Below are 18,428 nucleotides of genomic sequence, written 5' to 3'. Positions count from 1 at the left end.
GTGACCTCGCCGCTCGCCTACTTCACCCGCACCGACGACGGAGACCTGCTGCCGACCCGCTACGCCCGCAGCCGCTGGGGTGCCGGTCTGCTGAACGGACCGGCGGTGGTCGCGTTGGTCGCTCATGAACTCGAGCGGGCTGCCGGCGACCCCGAACTGGTACCCGGACGGCTGACGGTGGACCTGTTCAAGGCCGCACGGCAGGCACCGACCACCGTGCGTACCCGTGCGATCCGCGCCGGTCGCCGCATCCGGACCACCTTTGCCGAGGTGATACAGGGCGACACCGTGGTGGCCCAGGCGACACTCATCCAGTACCGCCCGTCCGCGCCGCCGCCGGGTACCGAGTGGGCCCCGCAGACCACCCTGGATCGACCACCGTCCTCGGAATCGGGTATCGCGCTGCCGTGGCTGTTCAGCGAACCGGTCGGGTGGACGCGTGAGATCGCCGGACATCAGGACGACACCCGTAAGAGCATGTGGGCGACCGGCCTGCCCGCGATCGCCGGTGAACCGCTGACCCCGTTCGTGCGGGCCGCGTCGGTCAGCGAATCGACCAGCCTGCTCACCAACCTCGGGACCTCGGGTATCGGGTACATCAACGGCGACCTGACGCTGGCGTTGACTCGTGCGCCGGTCGGCGACTGGGTCGGCATCCGCGCCGACACCCACCTCGCCGCCGACGGCCTGTCGGTGGGCACCACCACCCTGTACGACCAGCAGGGCGCGATCGGCACCGGCCTGGTCACCGCCATCAGCAATGCGCAAGCGCAGATCGACTTCGGCCGTGTCGACGAGGCGGGCGAACCGCCCACCCGCCAGTCCGAGGTGTGAACCGTGGGCGGGCGGACCGGTCAGATCCGCACGCCGTCCCACTCGTGGTCGTGCATGAAACCCTCGGCCAGACCCACGTGGTACTTGGCACAGTCACGCAGGATGTTGGCGTAGGCGAACGGCACCATGAACGCGGGGCGCATGTCGGTGAAACTGGTTATCACATCGTCGGTTTCCCAGTAATCCCGCACGTACTGTCGCAGCGACACCCCCGGCGGCCGCGCCGACTTGCGCCAACCGTAGATGAGCATCCCGGGACCGATCATCTTGCGTTTGTACGGATCCGGGAAAATGATCTCGTCGTTCTCCCCGAAGAAGGCTCTGTCCACACGATCCTGCGGTGAGAACATCATGATGCCGCTGGTGGCACGGGGATTGCACTCGATGGTGAACAGGCCCCGCTCCTCGTTCTCGATGAAGTCGAAGCCCACCTGTCCGGTGAAACCGATGTCGGCGATGAAATCGGTGACCCAGTCCAGGATTCCCTGGTGCTCCACCGACTCGAAGGTCAGACACGAGTTGTGGTCGATGGCGTAGCGCACCGGATACGTCGCGTGGGCGTAGACCTTGCCCTCGTGACACACCGAATACGTGCAGTACTTGTCGCCCTTGAGCCACTCCTGAGCCAACCACGGATTGGTCGGATCGAACTCCAATCCCGTCAACGGATCACCGGGGTACACCTTCATGACCTTCTGCGAACCGCGGGAGTAGCACTGCTTCAACGCGAACGGCGTGGTGAAATCCAGCGCGGCAACGTCTTCCGGTGATCGTAATTCGGCGAACCGCAAGGTGGGGATGTTGCGGTCGGCGAGCAACTGCTGGAAGTCGTACTTGTTGTGCAGACCGTTCTCGATCACGAAGTCCGAGAGGAACAGCGTGCATTCCGGCGGGAAGACGTCGGTCATCATCGAGATGATGTCGGTTTCCTCGTGAATGGGTATCACCACGTCGATCTTCTGTTCGCGGCAGATCCTGGCCAATTCGAGGCAGTACTCGCGTGGCTGGAACTTCGGTGACGGAGTCTTGTAGAAGTCGTAGGTCGCATTCGAGAACCGCGTCACCGCAAGGGGAATGGAATCGACGATGGTCACCTTGTGACCCGCCGCCGCCAACAACCGTGCCAGGTCGAGGGTCAGGAACGACCGCCCGAACGTGATGCACACGTGCTTCCTGTCGGACTCTCCCTGCGTGTTCTGCAACCGCGTGATCCCGGACCGTGCCATCACACCCCCCCTGACTCTCGTCGCGCCTGACTCTCTTCGCAGCGCACCCTGCGCAGGTGCCCGGCCGACCGATAGGCAACGGGGGACATGGTAGCTTAGCCGGTGGTCGGGCCCCTGTCGGCCGAATCCACAGGTGCGACGAGGTCGTCTGAGTTTCTTCGTGGTGGAGGTGTCCGATGTTCTTGATCGGCGTGCTGTTCGCCGGTCTCGCCGCCGTCGCCTACGGACTGTCGACGGTGCTACGGGCGTTGGGAGCACGACGGGCCGCCGTCGCCGCCCGCGAGGAGGGCTCCGACCCGGCGACGACCACCAGCGGCGGGCCGTCGATGAACTCCACCGTCGCCACCCTGCGCGACCCTGCCTTCCTGGTGGGGACCGGACTGGTCATCGTGGGTTTCGGCGGCGGAGCGGTCGCCGCCCGCTTCCTGCCGTTGTTCCTGTCGCAGACCATCGTCTCCGCCAATCTCATCGTCACCGCTCTGCTCGGGACCACCGTGCTCGGCATCCGACTGCATCTGCGGGACTGGGTGGCCGTTCTCACCGTGGTCGCATCGCTGTGCATGCTCGGCTTCTCCGCCGAACACCACACCGGTGGCGGCGAGGACATCGCTTTCCACTGGGGGCTCTTCGCGGCGACCATCGTGATCTCGGCGGGCGCCCTCCTCGGCGTGTACCGCCTCGGTGCCCGCAGCGCGCTGGTCGGTGGTGCCGCAGGTGGCACCCTGTTCGGCGTCATCGCGATCGCGGTCCGCGTCCTGCGCGGATTCGAGCCACTGGACATGGTCGACCTGTTCACGGATCCAGCGCTCTACACCATCGCGATCGCCGGTGCGGTGGGCTTCTACGTACAGACCGTCGCGTTGCAGCTCGGTGCGGTCAACGGGGTGACCGCGGTATTGGTGGTCGGCGAGACCGCAGCCCCGGGCATCATCGGCGTGATCTTCCTCGACGACTCCGCCAAACCCGGTTACGGCTGGCTGGCCGTGGTCGGGTTCATCGGTGCGGTCATCGGCGCGATGCTGGTGGCCTGGTACGGCTCGGCCGATGCCGACCACTTCGGTGAGGCACCGGTGAGCGAGGGCGGATGGCGACGAAGGCAATCCCGAGACGGCGATGCCCCCGACGGGGCAACCGGTGACCACGACGGGGTCGGGCACATACCGGGTGGCGCGACGGAGCCGGGGCGACGCCACGGTTCGCCAGACGGCAACATGTGAGGCAACGGCGGCACCCGCCCGTCGTGGAAAGCGAGAGTGCCGCGTGATCGTACGACCGGGGACTGCCTACCCACTGGGGGCGTCCTACGACGGCTCCGGCACCAATTTCGCCCTGTTCAGCGAGGTCGCGGAGCGGGTGGAGCTGTGTCTCTTCGATGCGGACCGCAACGAGACCCGGGTCGATCTCACCGAACAGGACGGTTTCGTCTGGCACGGTTTCGTCCCCGGTATCGAACCCGGGCAGAGCTACGGCTACCGCGTGCACGGACCCAACGACCCGGCTCAGGGGTTGCGCTGCAACCCCAACAAGCTGTTGCTGGATCCCTACGCCAAGGCCATCAGCGGTCGTTTCGAGTGGGATCAGTCGGTCTTCGGATACGACTTCGGCGAGCCCACCAGCCGCAACGACGACGACTCGGCGCCGTACATGCCCATGTCGGTGGTGATCAACCCGTGGTTCGACTGGGGCACCGACCGACCACCGCGGCACAACTACGCCGAGACCGTCATCTACGAGGCCCACGTCAAGGGTCTGACCGTCGCCCACCCCGACATCCCCGAGGAACTGCGCGGAACCTACGCCGGAATCGCCCATCCGGCGATCCTCGACCACCTCACCGCGCTCGGGGTGACGGCACTGGAATTGATGCCGGTCCACCACTTCAGCGACGACTCGGTGTTGCAGGACCGGGGCCTCTCCAACTACTGGGGTTACAACACCATCGGGTTCTTCGCGCCCGACTCCAAGTACGCCTACACCCAGACCCCGGCCGGACACGTGCAGGATTTCAAGGCGATGGTGAAGGCGGTGCACGCGGCGGGTATCGAGGTCATCCTCGACGTGGTCTACAACCACACGGCCGAGGGCAATCACCTGGGCCCCACCCTGAGCTTCCGCGGCATCGACAACGCCGCCTACTACCGGTTGGTCGAGGACGATCCGCAGTACTACATGGACTACACCGGTACCGGCAACACGCTCAACGTCCGACACCCGCACTCGCTGCAGCTGATGATGGACTCGCTGCGGTACTGGGTGACCGAGATGCACGTCGACGGATTCCGGTTCGACCTCGCGGCCGCGTTGGCGCGCGAGTTCTACGCCGTGGACCGGTTGGCGAGTTTCTTCGAACTCGTGCAGCAGGACCCGGTGGTCAGCCAGGTGAAACTGATCGCCGAGCCCTGGGATGTGGGACCCGGCGGCTACCAGGTGGGCAACTTCCCGCCACAGTGGACCGAGTGGAACGGTCACTACCGCGACACCGTGCGTGACTTCTGGCGCAGTGAGCCGGGCACCCTCGGTGAGTTCGCGGCTCGGATCACCGGTTCGGCCGACCTGTACGAACACACCGGCCGCCGCCCGGCCGCCTCGATCAACTTCATCACCGCACACGACGGTTTCACCCTCCGTGATCTGGTCTCGTACAACGACAAACACAACGAGGCCAACGGTGAGGAGAACCGGGACGGCGAGAGTCACAACCGGTCGTGGAACTGCGGTGTGGAGGGTGCGACCGAGGACGCCGAGGTCACCGCGTTGCGCGCCCAGCAATCCCGCAACTTCCTGGCCACCCTGTTGCTGTCACAGGGGGTCCCGATGATCGCGCACGGTGACGAGATCGGCCGCACCCAGGGCGGCAACAACAACTCGTACTGCCAGGACAACGAGATCAGCTGGGTGGACTGGTCATCGGTGGACACCGACTTGCTCGAGTTCGCCCGGGCGGTGTCGCGGATCCGCCGCGAACACCCCGTGTTCCGCCGCCGCCGCTTCTTCGACGGCCGACCCGTCGCCCGCACCGGGGAGAACCTGCCCGACATCGGGTGGATTCGTCCCGACGGCAGCGAGATGACCGAAGCGGACTGGTCGGAGGGGTTCGGCCGCGCGGTCGGCATCTTCCTCAACGGCAACGCCATCCGCGAGGTGGACGACTACGCCGAACCGGTGGTGGACGACAGCTTCCTGATGTTCCTGAACGCGCATTGGGAGGCACTGGAGTTCCCCGTCCCGGAGCGGTTCGGACACCGCTGGGAGACCGTGCTGGACACGGCCATGCGTGAGGATGCCGCCGCCGACCTCGCCACGCCTGCCCAGGTGACGTTGCCGCCTCGGTCGATGGTGATGCTGCGGCGGATCGAGGAGGAGAGCTGACCGGCGATCAGCCGTGTGCGCGTTCGCGCAACCGCGTCCGGTGGGCTGTCCACCGGCGCCGGGTCAGCTCGACGACGATCACCACGAAGCCCGCGAGCCCCCAACCCAGCAGGATGTCGAACACGTAGTGCTCCGCCGTGTAGACCAGGGTGAACGCCATGATCAGTGCGTATCCGACGAACAGGGTTCGGCCGAGCGCACGGACCCGTGGCCACATGAACAGTGCGAGCAACCCGGTCAAGGCGGCATGTAGCGACGGGACGGCGGCGACGAGGTTGGCCTTGGACTGGCCGACCTGCAGCATGTCCGACGCGGCGGGGATGTGCAGCACGTCCCAGCCCCTGGCCGAGATGCGTTCGACCTCCGGGGCGGCACCCATGTGTTCGGGGGTGGCGGTACCCAACAGCCCACCATCAGGGTCGGGGAGTCCGTCGATGCAGGACGGGTTGCGAGGGTGGTCGACCACCTCGGCCGGGGCACAGCGGGCCGCGGCCCACGGCGGTGCGGCCGGCACGAACGTGTAACCCACGAGGCCGAGGAACGACGTCAGCACGAAGCACACCGCGAACCGCCGCCACGCCACCCGATCGCGTAACCACAGCACCGCGGCCACGGCGTACGGCACCACGAAGAACGAGACGTAGACGACGCTGGTGATGATCTCCCACCACGGTGGGGTCGCCTCCTTGAGGTGCTGCTGCAACCACAACGTCGGCTCCACCCCGCCGAACAGGTGCCGGTCTGCGGCCACGGCCAGCCACCATTGCGTGGGCATGCCCATCCACTGAGCGACGTTGCGGGTCTGGTCGTAGAGAACGAGGACGGCCGCGAACGGAAGCCAGTCGACGACCACGGTGATGATGCGGCGCCGACCGATCGACGCCGCCGCGAGACCGGAACACAGGAACACCAGCAGCCCGGTGCGATCCATCGAGACACCGTTGTGGACGAACATCGCCACGACCGCGACCGCCCAGACCACCAGCGCGATGCGTCGCCACCAGGTGGGGTTGCGCACCCACGACGGCCGGTGCGCCACCTCCGTCGAGCGGGGGTCCGGGGCACGCTGATCACCGCCGTCATCGTCGACCCGGGCATCGCGTGCCTCGGAGATGCTCATCCCGACGGCCTCACATTCTGCGGTTGCACTCGTGGCACCCGCCTCTCGAATCGACCGCCTGCGCTCATGCAGTCGTGTATTCGCCATCGTCAGCACCGGCAGACATCTGGCGTTCACCTCTTCGTCAACCCTAGAACGTGCGCGGTACACGCGTCGGTTGCCGAGTAAAACGCCGTCGGCGCGTCGGTGGCGGTAGTCCGCACGGTCAAGAGCCCGGTGGTCGTTCGTTCGCCGTGATCCTCGGCGGTTTTTCGTGCTCCGACGAGCAGGTGGAACCGTCCCGACGAGCAGTTCGAACAGCAGCGCAGGCCGCCCAGACTGGGGCCATGGCACACGACCCCACCGGCTACCGGTTCGATCCCGATCTCGCCACCGCTGCACCGAGCCTCGCGCCACTCGACCCCGACGATCACGGTGCGTCCCGCGCCGCGATGACGGCGATGACACGGTCGTTACCGACCTGGACGCCTCGCGCGCCGATCGCGGTCGACGACCTGCCCATCCCCGGACCGGATGGGCCGGTCGCCGTTCGCATCTATCGGCCCACCGTCGAGTCCGGCCCACGGCCCGGCATCGTCTACCTGCACTGGGGTGGCTTCGTGGCCGGTGGTCTCGACGTCGTGGACGCCGACGGGCGGCGCCTGGCCGACGAGGTCGGAGCCGTCGTCGTCTCGATCGACTACCGGCTCGCCCCCGAGCATCGTTACCCGGCAGCCGTCGAGGACGCGTACGCCGGTCTCGTCTGGCTGGCGGGTTCGGCCGAGGATCTGGGGGTCGACCGAGCGCGCATCGCCGTGGCCGGAGAGAGCGCGGGTGGTGGTCTCGCCGCTGCCCTGACGCTGCTGTCCCGGGACCGGGGTGGCCCCTCGATCGCGTTCCAGGCGCTCGGGTTCCCGCAGCTCGACGACCGCGCCGACACGGTGTCGGCGACCTCGTTCGTCGACACTCCGATGTGGGACCGGGCGAGCCTGCTGGCCAGCTGGCGCGACTACCTCGGACCGGGCGAACCCGGCGGTCGGGACGTCGAGCCCTACGCGGCCCCGGCCCGAGCGGTGCACCTCGCCGGACTCCCGCCCGCGTTCGTCACGGCCTGCGAGTTCGATCCCCTGCGCGACGAGGCGATCAATTACGCCGCCCGTCTCGTTCGCGCCGGCGTCGGCGTCGACCTACAGCTCTATCGCGGGACGTTCCACGCCTCGACCGCGGTCGCCGACGCCGAGGTGAGCCGCCGGATGCTCGCCGACCGCTCCGCGGCACTGGTACGCGGACTCTCCTGATCCGACGACAGACCGCCGGACCAGCCCTCCACCACATCGTTCGACGACAAGGAGCATCATGCCCACGCTCGACCACACCATCGTCCACGCCAGCGATCGCTTCGCCTCGGCCCAGTTCCTCGCCGACCTCCTGGGAGCCCCTGATCCGGTCGAACTCGGACCGTTCGTCGCGGTCCGGCTCGACGGCGCGGCCCTTGATTACGCCGAACACCTCGTGCGAGGCCGTGACTGGGTGCCCACCCACTACGCGATCAAGGTCGACGAGGACGAGTTCGACGCCGTCCTGTCCCGGATCCGGGCACGTGGACTGCCCTACTGGGCCGATCCCCGCCACACCGAACCGCGGGCCATCAACCATCTCGAAGGCGGGCGCGGGGTCTACGTCCACGATCCGGACGGCCACAACATCGAGTTCCTGACTCGTACGTACTCGGACCGCTTCTTGACCTCGATCTGACGCGACACGAATACGGTGGCTCAGGTGAACCCACGATGGGCCGACTCCGTTGCGGTTCTCGATGCGGTCACCCGAATCGCGGCGGCGACCCGGGCGGACCTGCTCGAGGTGCTCTCGGCCGAGATCGGTGACCTTATCCCCCACCGAGCGGCGATACTGCGCACCGAGGATTGCGCTCGCGACCCGGTCAAGACGGTTGGTGACGCGCGCGCCGTGGCGGCTGTCGATCTCGGCATGCTCCGCGACCTCGCGCAGGGGACCGAGCCCGGGGCACCGGCCCGCCTCGTGACGTTCGACATCGACGGCTCGCCGCGTCGTCTCGTGGTGGTCTCGGCTGTTTCGGCGGCGGGTCGGGGGGCGACCCTCGTGCTCGTCGACTCGGTCGTGGACGGGCCGGCCGACGACGTCACGGTCGTGCTCGGACACCTGTGGGCGGCCGTCGCCGCGATCGCGGCCGAGCGTGCGGTCGACACCGGTCCGGACCTTCTCGTGGGCAATCTCGCCGCATCCACCGCTCGGCGCCGCGCCGCGGCCGATCTGGGGCGGGAGCACCGTGTGACCCTGCACGGCATTCTCGCCGTGCTGCGCTCCCGCAGGCTGCCCGACGACCGGGCCCGGCAGGTCGCGACAGACCTGGGCGTCGCCGCCGTGGTCGCCTCCCAGACCGCTGCTCGGGACCGTCATGAACTCGGCCATCAGCCCGTCGGCGATGCCGTCGAGGCCCTGGCCGCGGAGTTCGCACCGGTCGCCGGGCACCGGTCGCTGGAGATCGTCGGTCCGGAGGACCCGCGCACCGACATACCGCTCGATGTCGCCGCGACTGCGCGCACGGTCAGCCGGGGACTGCTGCTCGTCGCCCTGGAGCGGCGGGGCGTGAGCCGCCTGCGGTGCGCGTGGACGCTGGCGAACGGCAGCCTTCAGGTCGAGGTCCGTGACGACGCGGACGGCGAGGTGGCGGACGGTGACGGGGCGCCCCCTGTCACGTTCGACGCCGACCTGCCCGACCGGGTCGAGGCGGTCGGAGGACATCTCCGCAGCGACACCACTGCGGGGTGGGGAACGACGGCGACCGCGGTGTTCCCACTCCACACCGCGGATCCGGTCGATCCCGGCCCGATCCACGCGCTGCACCCGCGCGAGCGAGAGGTGCTGGTGGGACTTCGGGACGGTCTACGCAATCGGGACATCGCCCGGCAGCTGGGGCTCAGCGAGCACACCGTGAAGTTCCACGTCCGCAACATCCTCGACAAGCTCGACGTCCGGACCCGTGGTGAGGCGGCAGCCATGGCACACGACCACCTCGGTTGAGCGCCCACCGCGGTGACTCGGCGGACCACACGGTGGCCCCGGCCCGGGTCCCGGACGTCGACGAAGCGGGTTCCGGGTTGCTGCCGGGGGACCGTGACGGACAGAGTTAGAGTGGTGTCCTGGGTCACACCACCCGGTCACGGGTGGGTGTGCGGCCGGCCCGCACCGACGAGCTGGCCGGACGATGCGAGGAGGACCGGTGGCCAACCGCTTTCTGCGATACGGGGACCGCCGTTACATCATCTCCAAGGAGACCGAGGCTCGTCTGCACCGCACGCTGGACGCGGTATACGCCGACGGCAGCCGGGGCCATCAGTGGTTGACCCTCTACCCGGACACCGCGGCACCCTGTCGCCTGCTCATCGCCACCGGTGTACCCATCTCCATCGAGACCGAGGTGAGCCTGGTGGACTGACCTGCTTCTCGCCCTGCCCATCGACCAACGAGGAGTGTGGATGACCACGGAGACCTGCGACCACGTGGTGGTCGGCGCCGGTTCGTCGGGCGCGGTACTCGCCGCCCGGCTGTCCGAGAAGACCGACCGCGAGGTAGTGCTACTGGAGGCGGGCGGGGAGGACTCCGACAAGTTCGTGCACATCCCGGCGGGTTTCGCCCAGTTGTTCCGCAGTGAATACGACTGGGACTACTTCACCGAGGATCAGCCGGGTCTGGACGGCCGACGGGTCTACTGGCCGCGGGGCAAGACCCTGGGTGGTTCGAGCTCGATCAACGCGATGATGTGGGTCCGCGGCTTCGCCGACGACTACGACGCGTGGGCCGCTCTCACCGACGACACCTGGTCCTACGCCTCCGCCGTCGACGCGTTTCGGCGGATCGAGGACGTGGAGGGTTCCACCGATCCCGACCACGGTCGCGGCGGTCCCATGGCGGTGTCACGTCAACGCAGCCCCAACCCGCTCACCCGTCGCTTCCTGGAATCGGTGTCACAGCTGGGATTCCCGATCGAGTCGGCCAACCGGACGCAGCCGACCGGTTTCAGCGAGACCATGGTCACCCAACGCCGGGGTGCGCGATGCAGCACTGCCGACGCCTATCTCGGACCCGCGCGGTCGCGTGCCAATCTGCGTATCCGTACCGGCGCGATGACCACACGAGTTCTCTTCGACGGCGTCGACGCCACTGGTGTGGAGTACGTGTCGGACGGCGAGACCCACACCGTGGTGGCCCGCGACGGGGTGACCCTCTGCGGCGGCGCGGTCAACACCCCGCAGCTGCTGATGCTCTCGGGTATCGGTGACGCACGGCACCTGAGGGACAAGGGAATCGACGTTCGCGTGGATCGTCCCGATGTGGGATCCAACCTGCTCGACCATCTGATATCGGCAATGGTCTGTGCCACGCCGGAGCGAACGCTGTCGCATGCGACCTCACCGCGGGCACTGCTCGACTACCTCGTCCGGCGACGGGGGATGCTGACGTCGAATGTCGCGGAGGCCTACGGTTTCGCTCGCAGCGAGGTCGACGACGAACCGCTACCCGACCTCGAATTGCTGTTCGCCCCGGTCGCCTACGTGGGCCAGGGACTCGAGGAGCCGCCCGAGGACGGGGTGACCCTCGGAACCATTCTGTTGCAGCCGCGCAGCACCGGGACGATCCGGCTGAGAAGTGCCGACCCCCACGACAAACCGATCATCGACCCGCGCTACCTCAGCGACCCCGATGGCCGCGATCGAGCCGCGGCGACCGCGGGCGTTCGGCTCATCACCGAGATCCTGCGCACCCCGCCACTGGCCGATGTGACCGGCCGAGCCCTACAACCGGAGGGTCCCGATCCGGCCGAACTCGTCGACGAGTCCGTTCGGCTGTCGCAGACCCTGTACCACCCGGTGGGTACCTGCCGGATGGGACGCGACGACGACGCGGTGGTGCGACCCGATCTCACCGTGCGCGGGGTGAACCGACTGCGCGTCGCCGACGCCTCGGTGATGCCGGTGATCGTCCGCGGACACACCAACGCCGCGTCGATCATGGTCGGCGAGAAGGCCGCGGAGCTGATCAGCAGGGCCGACTGACTCCTCAGACCGCACCTGCGGAGTCGACCGCCCAGGTGCAGGCCTGCACGAACACCGGTCCGAAGACGTCGGCCTGTAGCACACAGCAGGCATGGCCCGCGGCCACGTCGAACCGGCGCGCGCCGGGGATCCCGTCGACGAGCAACTGCTGGCGGCTCGGCGGAACCACCCGATCCCTGGTGGTGACGCAGACCGCGGTCGGTACGTCGATCTCAGCGAGCCACTCCCCGGAGCGGAATCGTCCGAGCTCATCGCCGATCTCCCCGACACGTGACAACCGGGTGGACCGGACCTGCCGCAACGCCCACGCGCCGTCCGAGATGTCGGTGTCGTCGAGCGCCTCGGCACTGATGGTGCGCAGCGGGGTGCGCACCAGCCGCAGCAGCGAGCCGGCCATCTGGTCCACCACCGCACGCCCGGAACCCGCGCGGCCGAAATACGAACCGGTGGAGGCGAGTACCAATGCGGAGACCCGGTCGTGGTGTCGACGCCACGTCAACTGTGCGGTCCCGCCGCCCATCGAGAAGCCGGCGACCGCGAATCGATCGATGCCGAGCACGTCGGCCAGTGCGGCGACGTCGTCGGCGCAGTCGTCGAGCCGGAATTCCTCGGACACGATTCCCCGACCGTGCCAGCGCTGGTCCATCGTGATGACCCGGAACTCCTCGGCGAGCCGCGGGATCACCGGGTACCAGGACAGCAACCCCGTGGTCACCACCGCGTGCAACAGGACGATGACGGGCGCATCGCGGTCGCCGCTGTCGGTGACGAAGGTTTCGCCGCGTCCGGGGAGCTCGACCATTCGTCCCGCGGGCAGCTCACCGCGTGGTGCCGCCCGCACCAGGCGACTGACCTGCGTCGCCGCCCGATCGATGATCGTCACCCGACTCCCCGTTGCCATGCCGTCATGCTGCCAAAGCAGTCCGCGGCGGGTCGGGCGGGGCACCGGACCGGTCAGCTGTCGCAGGCCTCCACCAGCGCCTTTACATCCGCCTCGACCGCTCTGGTGATGTGCCAGGGATCTTCGACGAGCTCCTTACAGGCCATCAACCCGACGTTGAGCGAACCGGCCGCCGAGAACACGGTCATGTTCAGACCGGCACCGTGGAACACCGGCCCCAGCGGGTACATCCCGGTGATCTCCGCCCCCAGGAAGTACAGCGGGAAGTCCGGTCCCGGCACGTTGGAGATCACCAGGTTGTAGATCACCGGGTGGTGTTCGGCCAGGTTGTGGGCCGCGTAGAAACGCATCAGTGCGCCGACGGTGTTCGACGGCAGCAGTTGACTCCAGGCCCGCAACAGGTTCGGTTCGATGGAACCGTGGTGGTCCTTGGCCGTCTTCGACCTCTCGGCCACCGCGAACACCCGATCCACCGGGTCGTCGATGTCGGTGGGCAGGCTGGCGAACATACCCGTCACCTTGTTGGTGCCCTTGGTGACCAGGCGACCGTCGTCGTCCTCGCCGTGCAACGAGACCGGGACCATCGCCACCAGCGGACGGTCGGGCAGCTCACCACGATCATCGAGATAGCGGCGCAGCGCACCGGCACACACTGCGAGCACCACATCGTTGACCTTGACCCCGAACTGATCCTTGATGCGCTTGATGTCCGACATCGACACCTGGGTGAAAGCGATCTCCCGGTGCGGGGTGATGGTGCCGTTGAACGAGGTCCGCGGCGCGCTGAACGGCATCGGCATGGCCGCCGACCGCCGGGCCCGCAACAACCAGCGGAACGGGACCTCGACCGTCTGCGGCAGTAGTTGCGCGACGCTGATCGGTCGACGCACCACGTTGAGCGCGCCGTTCAGCGCGAGAGTGGGCAACGAGGCGCCGCCCGCGGACATCGCCTGCCGGTCCGCGTCGAGGTCGGGGGCCTCGGGGGTCAGGCTGCACAGCTGGGTCAGCAGTTCGGCGCCGCTGACCCCGTCCACGCTCGCATGGTGCATCCGGATCATCACCGCAAGTCGCCCGTCGGGACGACCCTCGATCACCCAGATCTCCCACAACGGTCTACCGCGGTCCAGCGGTTGACCGGCCATGTGCGCGCAGAAGGCGGTCAGCTCGCGCTCACCACCGGGCGCGGGCAACGCCACCTGGTGCACGTGGCGTTCGATGTCAAACTCCCGGTCCTCGATCCAGACCGGGTGGTCGAGATTGAACAGCGAGTCGTGCAGTTTGCGTCGGAATGCGGGCATCGCGGTGATGCGTCGGCCAATCTCGGCCCGCACCGCCGCGAACCGATAACCGCCCGGGATGGTGCTCGGGTCGACCTCGACGATGCCGACGACGTGCATCAACTGTGCCTGTGACTCCAGGTACAGAAACGACGCGTCGAGCCCGCTCAAACGCTCCACGACGACCTCCTCCGCTCGCGCCGCCCCTCAACCCACAGTGTGTGCTCTGTGATGCGCACGCACAGGCAGAACGCCGGACCGTCCGGAAATGCTCCCGCCCCGGACGCGGTGTCGCCTCAGGCGGCCAGATACCGCTCGATCCGGATCGCCGTGGTCGGGTGGCCCGCCGCGACGAGCCAGTCGGCGACGGTGCCGACGAACTCGTCGGCACCGCAGAGGTAGACCACCGGCCGCTGTTCGGGTGGCAGCACGGTCGCGAGTACCTCGTCCCGGGTGATCCGGCCGGGTGGGCGTTGTGAGTCCACGGGCGCCACCCGCGTGTAGAAGATGTCGACAGACAACCGACCGCGCCCACGCAGGGCCGCGAACTCGTCGCGGTAGTAGACGTCGGCGGGGGTCCGGACCGAATACAGCAGCCGAAACCGCGTGTCGGGTGCCGACACCTCCCGCAGCCGGATCATCGCCATCAGCGGGGCGATCCCCGATCCGCCGGCGATCAGCTGCACCGGTCGCCGGCGTTCTGCTCCCTCGGGTGACCAGACGAAATGCCCCCCGATCGGACCGGTCACCTCCACCTGTTCGCCGATCTCGAGATCGCGGACGAGAAACGGCGACACCTCGCCGTCGGCGAGCTCCTCGACACTGACCTCGACAATCTCACCCTCCCGCACATCCGAGAGCGAATACGAGCGCGAGGCGGAGTACCCGTCGGGGGCGGTCAGCCTGATGTCGATGTGCTGTCCGGCGGCCGCGCCGGGGAACCCCGGGATCCGCAACCACAACGACCGAGACGTGGGTGTCTCCATCACCGCGCCCACCACGGTGGCCACCAACCAGTCCGTCACCGTGTATCCGGCTCAGGCATAGCGTTGCTCGCGCCAGGGGTCGCCGAACATGTGATAGCCACCCCGTTCCCAGAAGCCCGGTTCGTCGGTGTCCATCAGATGCAGTTCACTGACCCATTTGGCGCTCTTCCAGAAGTACAGGTGTGGGACCAGCAATCGGGCGGGCCCGCCGTGCTCGGGGGGCAGCGGTCGACCGTCGAAGGTGTGCGCGACCATGGCCCGTCCATCCACCAGGTCGGCCACCGGGATGTTGGTGGTGTAGCCACCGAACGCGTGCGCCATCACGTATCCGCCCGTGCCCTCGACACCGGCCGCGGCGAGCAGCGTGTCGATCGAGACGCCGGTCCAGGTGGTCCCGAGTTTCGACCACCGGGTCACACAGTGGATGTCGACGGTCATCTGCTGCTGCGGCAGCGCCAGGAATTCCGTCCACCTCCACCGCGTGCCCAGTCCGTCGGGCGTGGTCACCGACATCGACCAGCGGTCGGTGTTCACGACGGGCGTGGGTCCGGTCGCCAGCACAGGGAAGTCCGTGGTCAGGTACTGCCCCGGCGGGAGACCGGGCGCGTAGTCGCGACGCTTGCCACGAAAGCGACGATTGATGACGGCCATGTTCGTCATCATCCCAGCCCGTCATCATCCCAGCCCCCTATCGTTGACGCATGCGCATCGGAGCCCACGTACGTCAGGACACCGACCCCCTCGGTACCGCACACCGTCTCGGAGCCGACATCATCCAGATGTTCGTCACCGATCCGCAGGATTGGAAGAAGCCGGAGACACACCCGCAGGCCGCGGCGCTCCGGGAATCCGGGATCGACGTGGTGGTGCACTCGTCGTACCGGATCAACGTGGCCAGTCTGAACAACCGACTGCGGATGCCGTCGCGCAAAGCTGTCGTCGATCAGGCGGCCGCGGCCGCGGAGCTCGGCGCCGTAGGCCTGGTGGTGCACGGCGGACACCTCCGCGACGGTGAGGATGCCGCCCTCGGCTACGAGAACTGGCGCAAATTGTTCGAACGTCAGGCCGACAAGGGCGGCTTCCCGGTACCGATCCTGATCGAGAACACCGCGGGCGGTGATCACGCGATGGCCCGCACCCTCGATGAGATCGCGCGACTCTGGGATGCGGTGGGCGATTTCGACACCGCCGGGTTCTGTCTGGACACCTGCCACGCCTGGGCGGGTGGTGAGGAACTGCTCGGTCTGGTGGAGCGGATACAGGCCATCACCGGTCGCATCGACCTGTTGCATCTGAACAACTCCCGCGACGACTTCGACTCGGGACGTGACCGCCACGCGAACCTGGAATCCGGTCACATCGACCCCGACGTGTTGATCGCGGTCCTCGAGGCCGCCGGTGCCCCGGCCATCCTGGAGACCCCGGCGGAGGGGATCGCCGCCGATCTGGACTACCTGCGCGCGGCGCGCGGCTGACGGGTCGGCCCCCGGCCACCCGTGTGATGCGCCAACCCGGGTGATCACACCAGCCCACGGTGGGTGACAGTGCTCACACCCACCCGGAATAGGCCCATCACCTGCGTAAACGGCAGCTTGTGGGGAATCGCGTGTGGCGGTATATTTGTTGTTACTGGTGAGTAACTTCGCAGTGAGCGTTGTCGCCACCCGAAAGCGACCGAGCCCTCGGTCGGCACTGTGCACATCCGCGTACCGCGCGCCACACAAAGGATCAGCCAATGGGTCATTACAAGAGCAACCTGCGTGACCTGCAGTTCAATCTCTTCGAGCTGCTCAAGCTCGACGATGTGCTCGCGAGCGGTGAGTTCGGAGACCTCGATCACGAGACCGCCGTGGACATGCTGCGTGAACTGCGCACCATCGCCGAGGGACCGATCGCGGAGTCGTTCGCCGACTCCGACCGCAACCCGCCGGTGTTCGATCCCGACGCGCACGCGGTGACGCTCCCCGAGTCGTTCAAGAAGTCGTTCGCGACCTTCATCGAGGGGGGCTGGGACAAGATCGGTGTCGCCGAGGAACTCGACGGCCTGCCGGCTCCCCGGTCGCTGTACTGGGCACTCAGCGAGCTCATCCTCGGTGCGAACCCCGCGCTGTTCATGTACGCCGCGAGCGCCGGCTTCGCCAACATCCTGTACAACAACGGCACCGACGAACAGAAGAAGTGGGCCACCATCTGCGCGGAGCGCGGCTGGGGCGCCACCATGGTGCTGACCGAGCCGGACGCCGGTTCCGATGTGGGCGCCGCCCGCACCAAGGCCGTCAAGCAGGACGACGGCAGCTGGCACATCGACGGTGTGAAGCGGTTCATCACCTCCGCCGACCAGGACATGACCGAGAACATCTTCCACCTGGTGCTCGCCCGCCCCGAGGGCGCCAAGCCGGGCACCAAGGGTCTGTCTCTGTTCTTCGTGCCGAAGTACCACTTCGACGCGGAGACCGGCGAGATCGGCGAGCGCAACGGTGTGTTCGTGACCAATGTCGAGCACAAGATGGGCCTGAAGGTCTCCGCGACCTGCGAGCTGTCCTTCGGTCAACACGGCACCCCCGCGGTCGGTTGGCTGGTCGGCGAGGTGCACAACGGCATCGCGCAGATGTTCCACGTCATCGAGCACGCCCGGATGATGGTGGGCACCAAGGCCATCGCCACTCTGTCGACCGGTTACCTGAACGCGTTGGACTACGCCAAGGAGCGGGTGCAGGGTGCCGACCTCACCCAGATGACCGACAAGGCAGCGCCGCGGGTGACCATCACCCACCATCCGGACGTGCGCCGTTCGCTGATGACCCAGAAGGCCTACGCCGAGGGCCTGCGCGCGGTCTACCTGTACACCGCGTCGCATCAGGACGAGGTGGCCGCGAAGATCGTCTCCGGTGCCGACGCCGACACGGCGTTCCGGGTCAACGACCTGCTGCTGCCCGTGGTCAAGGGTGTCGGTTCCGAGCGCGCCTACGGCATCCTCACCGAATCTCTGCAGACCTACGGTGGCTCCGGCTTCCTGCAGGACTACCCGGTGGAGCAGTACATCCGCGACTCCAAGATCGACTCGCTGTACGAGGGCACCACCGCCATCCAGGCCCAGGACTTCTTCTTCCGCAAGATCATCCGCGACAAGGGCCAGGCACTGGCGCACGTGGCCGGCCAGATCAGCAGCTTCATCGACGCCGAGGCGGGTAACGGCCGACTGAAGACCGAGCGCGCGCTGCTGAAGACCGCTCTGGACGACGTGCAGGGCATGGCGGCCACACTGACCGGCTTCCTGATGTCGGCCCAGGAGAACCCCAGCGAGCTGTACAAGGTCGGCCTCGGTTCGGTGCGCTTCCTGCTCGCCGTCGGCGACCTCATGGTCGGTTGGCTGCTGCTGCGTCAGGCCGAGATCGCCATCGCCGCACTCGACGGAGGCGCCGAGGGAGCCGACAAGCCGTTCTACGAGGGCAAGGTGGCGGTGGCGAGCTTCTTCGCCAAGAACATCCTGCCGCAGCTGACCTCGACTCGCGCCATCATCGAGGCCATCGACAACGAGATCATGGAGCTGGACGAAGCAGCGTTCTGAGTTTCGTTCTCACGCACGACCATCGGGGGCGGGCCATCACACGGTGGCCCGCCCCCGATGTCGTTGCTGACG

The 18,428-nt window shown here is 67.6% G+C and carries 16 protein-coding genes; 10 read left to right on the top strand and 6 right to left on the bottom strand.

The genetic code is table 11. From position 1 onward, the window contains the following. Nucleotides 1-834, top strand: coding sequence for an acyl-CoA thioesterase domain-containing protein (locus BW971_RS00590; RefSeq protein WP_234974129.1), 834 nt, complete (start codon nucleotides 1-3; stop codon nucleotides 832-834). A gap of 20 nt (nucleotides 835-854) precedes the next feature. Here BW971_RS00590 and BW971_RS00585 read toward each other — a convergent pair whose 3' ends face one another. After that, entirely contained in the window at nucleotides 855-2,060 is a 1,206-nt protein-coding gene (locus BW971_RS00585) for an ATP-grasp domain-containing protein (protein ID WP_076475602.1), read from the bottom strand. A 176-nt stretch (nucleotides 2,061-2,236) separates the two neighbouring features. Here BW971_RS00585 and BW971_RS00580 point away from each other — a divergent pair, with 176 nt between their 5' ends. After that, a complete protein-coding gene (locus BW971_RS00580; RefSeq protein WP_076475600.1) occupies nucleotides 2,237-3,277 on the top strand; it encodes a DMT family protein in 1,041 nt (346 codons plus the stop codon). Nucleotides 3,278-3,320: 43 nt separating this feature from the next. Beyond that, nucleotides 3,321-5,429: a glycogen debranching protein GlgX gene (gene glgX, locus BW971_RS00575; protein WP_076475599.1), complete on the top strand. Its 2,109-nt coding sequence runs from the start codon at nucleotides 3,321-3,323 to the stop codon at nucleotides 5,427-5,429. Nucleotides 5,430-5,436: 7 nt separating this feature from the next. On the opposite strand, the gene BW971_RS00570 is transcribed toward glgX, so the two are convergent. Continuing rightward, nucleotides 5,437-6,549 carry a phosphatase PAP2 family protein gene (locus tag BW971_RS00570; protein ID WP_076475597.1) on the bottom strand — a complete coding sequence of 371 codons (1,113 nt, stop codon included), beginning with the start codon at nucleotides 6,547-6,549 and terminating at the stop codon, nucleotides 5,437-5,439. A 326-nt stretch (nucleotides 6,550-6,875) separates the two neighbouring features. On the opposite strand from BW971_RS00570, the gene BW971_RS00565 reads away from it, so the two are divergent. The 5 genes from BW971_RS00565 to BW971_RS00545 all read left to right on the top strand — a co-directional run bounded on the left by BW971_RS00565 (nucleotide 6,876) and on the right by BW971_RS00545 (nucleotide 11,624). Then, entirely contained in the window at nucleotides 6,876-7,826 is a 951-nt protein-coding gene (locus BW971_RS00565; protein ID WP_076475596.1) for an alpha/beta hydrolase, read from the top strand. 58 nt (nucleotides 7,827-7,884) lie between these two features. Next, the gene (locus BW971_RS00560; RefSeq protein WP_076475594.1) at nucleotides 7,885-8,283 is read left to right on the top strand and encodes a VOC family protein; all 399 of its coding nucleotides are present in this window, start codon (nucleotides 7,885-7,887) and stop codon (nucleotides 8,281-8,283) included. 24 nt (nucleotides 8,284-8,307) lie between these two features. Next, on the top strand, nucleotides 8,308-9,591 hold the full coding sequence (locus tag BW971_RS00555; protein WP_076476244.1) for a helix-turn-helix transcriptional regulator: 1,284 nt from the start codon (nucleotides 8,308-8,310) through the stop codon (nucleotides 9,589-9,591). Between the two features lie 199 nt (nucleotides 9,592-9,790). Further along, nucleotides 9,791-10,006: a hypothetical protein gene (locus BW971_RS00550; RefSeq protein ID WP_076476242.1), complete on the top strand. Its 216-nt coding sequence runs from the start codon at nucleotides 9,791-9,793 to the stop codon at nucleotides 10,004-10,006. A gap of 40 nt (nucleotides 10,007-10,046) precedes the next feature. Next, entirely contained in the window at nucleotides 10,047-11,624 is a 1,578-nt protein-coding gene (locus BW971_RS00545; RefSeq protein WP_076475592.1) for a GMC family oxidoreductase, read from the top strand. 4 nt (nucleotides 11,625-11,628) lie between these two features. Here the strand turns inward: BW971_RS00545 and BW971_RS00540 are convergent, their stop codons facing one another. The 4 genes from BW971_RS00540 to BW971_RS00525 form a co-directional block, all read right to left on the bottom strand. Then, entirely contained in the window at nucleotides 11,629-12,426 is a 798-nt protein-coding gene (locus tag BW971_RS00540) for an alpha/beta fold hydrolase (RefSeq protein WP_234974200.1), read from the bottom strand. Between the two features lie 152 nt (nucleotides 12,427-12,578). Beyond that, a complete protein-coding gene (locus tag BW971_RS00535) occupies nucleotides 12,579-13,982 on the bottom strand; it encodes a WS/DGAT/MGAT family O-acyltransferase (protein ID WP_076475589.1) in 1,404 nt (467 codons plus the stop codon). Between the two features lie 116 nt (nucleotides 13,983-14,098). Then, nucleotides 14,099-14,827, bottom strand: a complete 729-nt coding sequence (locus tag BW971_RS00530) for an FAD-binding oxidoreductase (protein WP_076475586.1) — start codon at nucleotides 14,825-14,827, stop codon at nucleotides 14,099-14,101. A 12-nt stretch (nucleotides 14,828-14,839) separates the two neighbouring features. After that, nucleotides 14,840-15,439: a sulfite oxidase-like oxidoreductase gene (locus BW971_RS00525; protein ID WP_076476240.1), complete on the bottom strand. Its 600-nt coding sequence runs from the start codon at nucleotides 15,437-15,439 to the stop codon at nucleotides 14,840-14,842. Between the two features lie 50 nt (nucleotides 15,440-15,489). On the opposite strand from BW971_RS00525, the gene BW971_RS00520 reads away from it, so the two are divergent. Continuing rightward, nucleotides 15,490-16,263, top strand: coding sequence for a deoxyribonuclease IV (locus BW971_RS00520; RefSeq protein WP_076475584.1), 774 nt, complete (start codon nucleotides 15,490-15,492; stop codon nucleotides 16,261-16,263). A gap of 260 nt (nucleotides 16,264-16,523) precedes the next feature. After that, a complete protein-coding gene (locus tag BW971_RS00515) occupies nucleotides 16,524-18,356 on the top strand; it encodes an acyl-CoA dehydrogenase (protein ID WP_076475582.1) in 1,833 nt (610 codons plus the stop codon). The last annotated feature ends 72 nt before the right edge of the window (nucleotides 18,357-18,428 follow it).

The sequence above is a fragment of the Williamsia sterculiae genome (genome assembly GCF_900156495.1).
Taxonomy (GTDB): Bacteria; Actinomycetota; Actinomycetes; order Mycobacteriales; family Mycobacteriaceae; genus Williamsia_B; species Williamsia_B sterculiae.
This window is presented reverse-complemented; position numbering and strand designations above follow the sequence as displayed.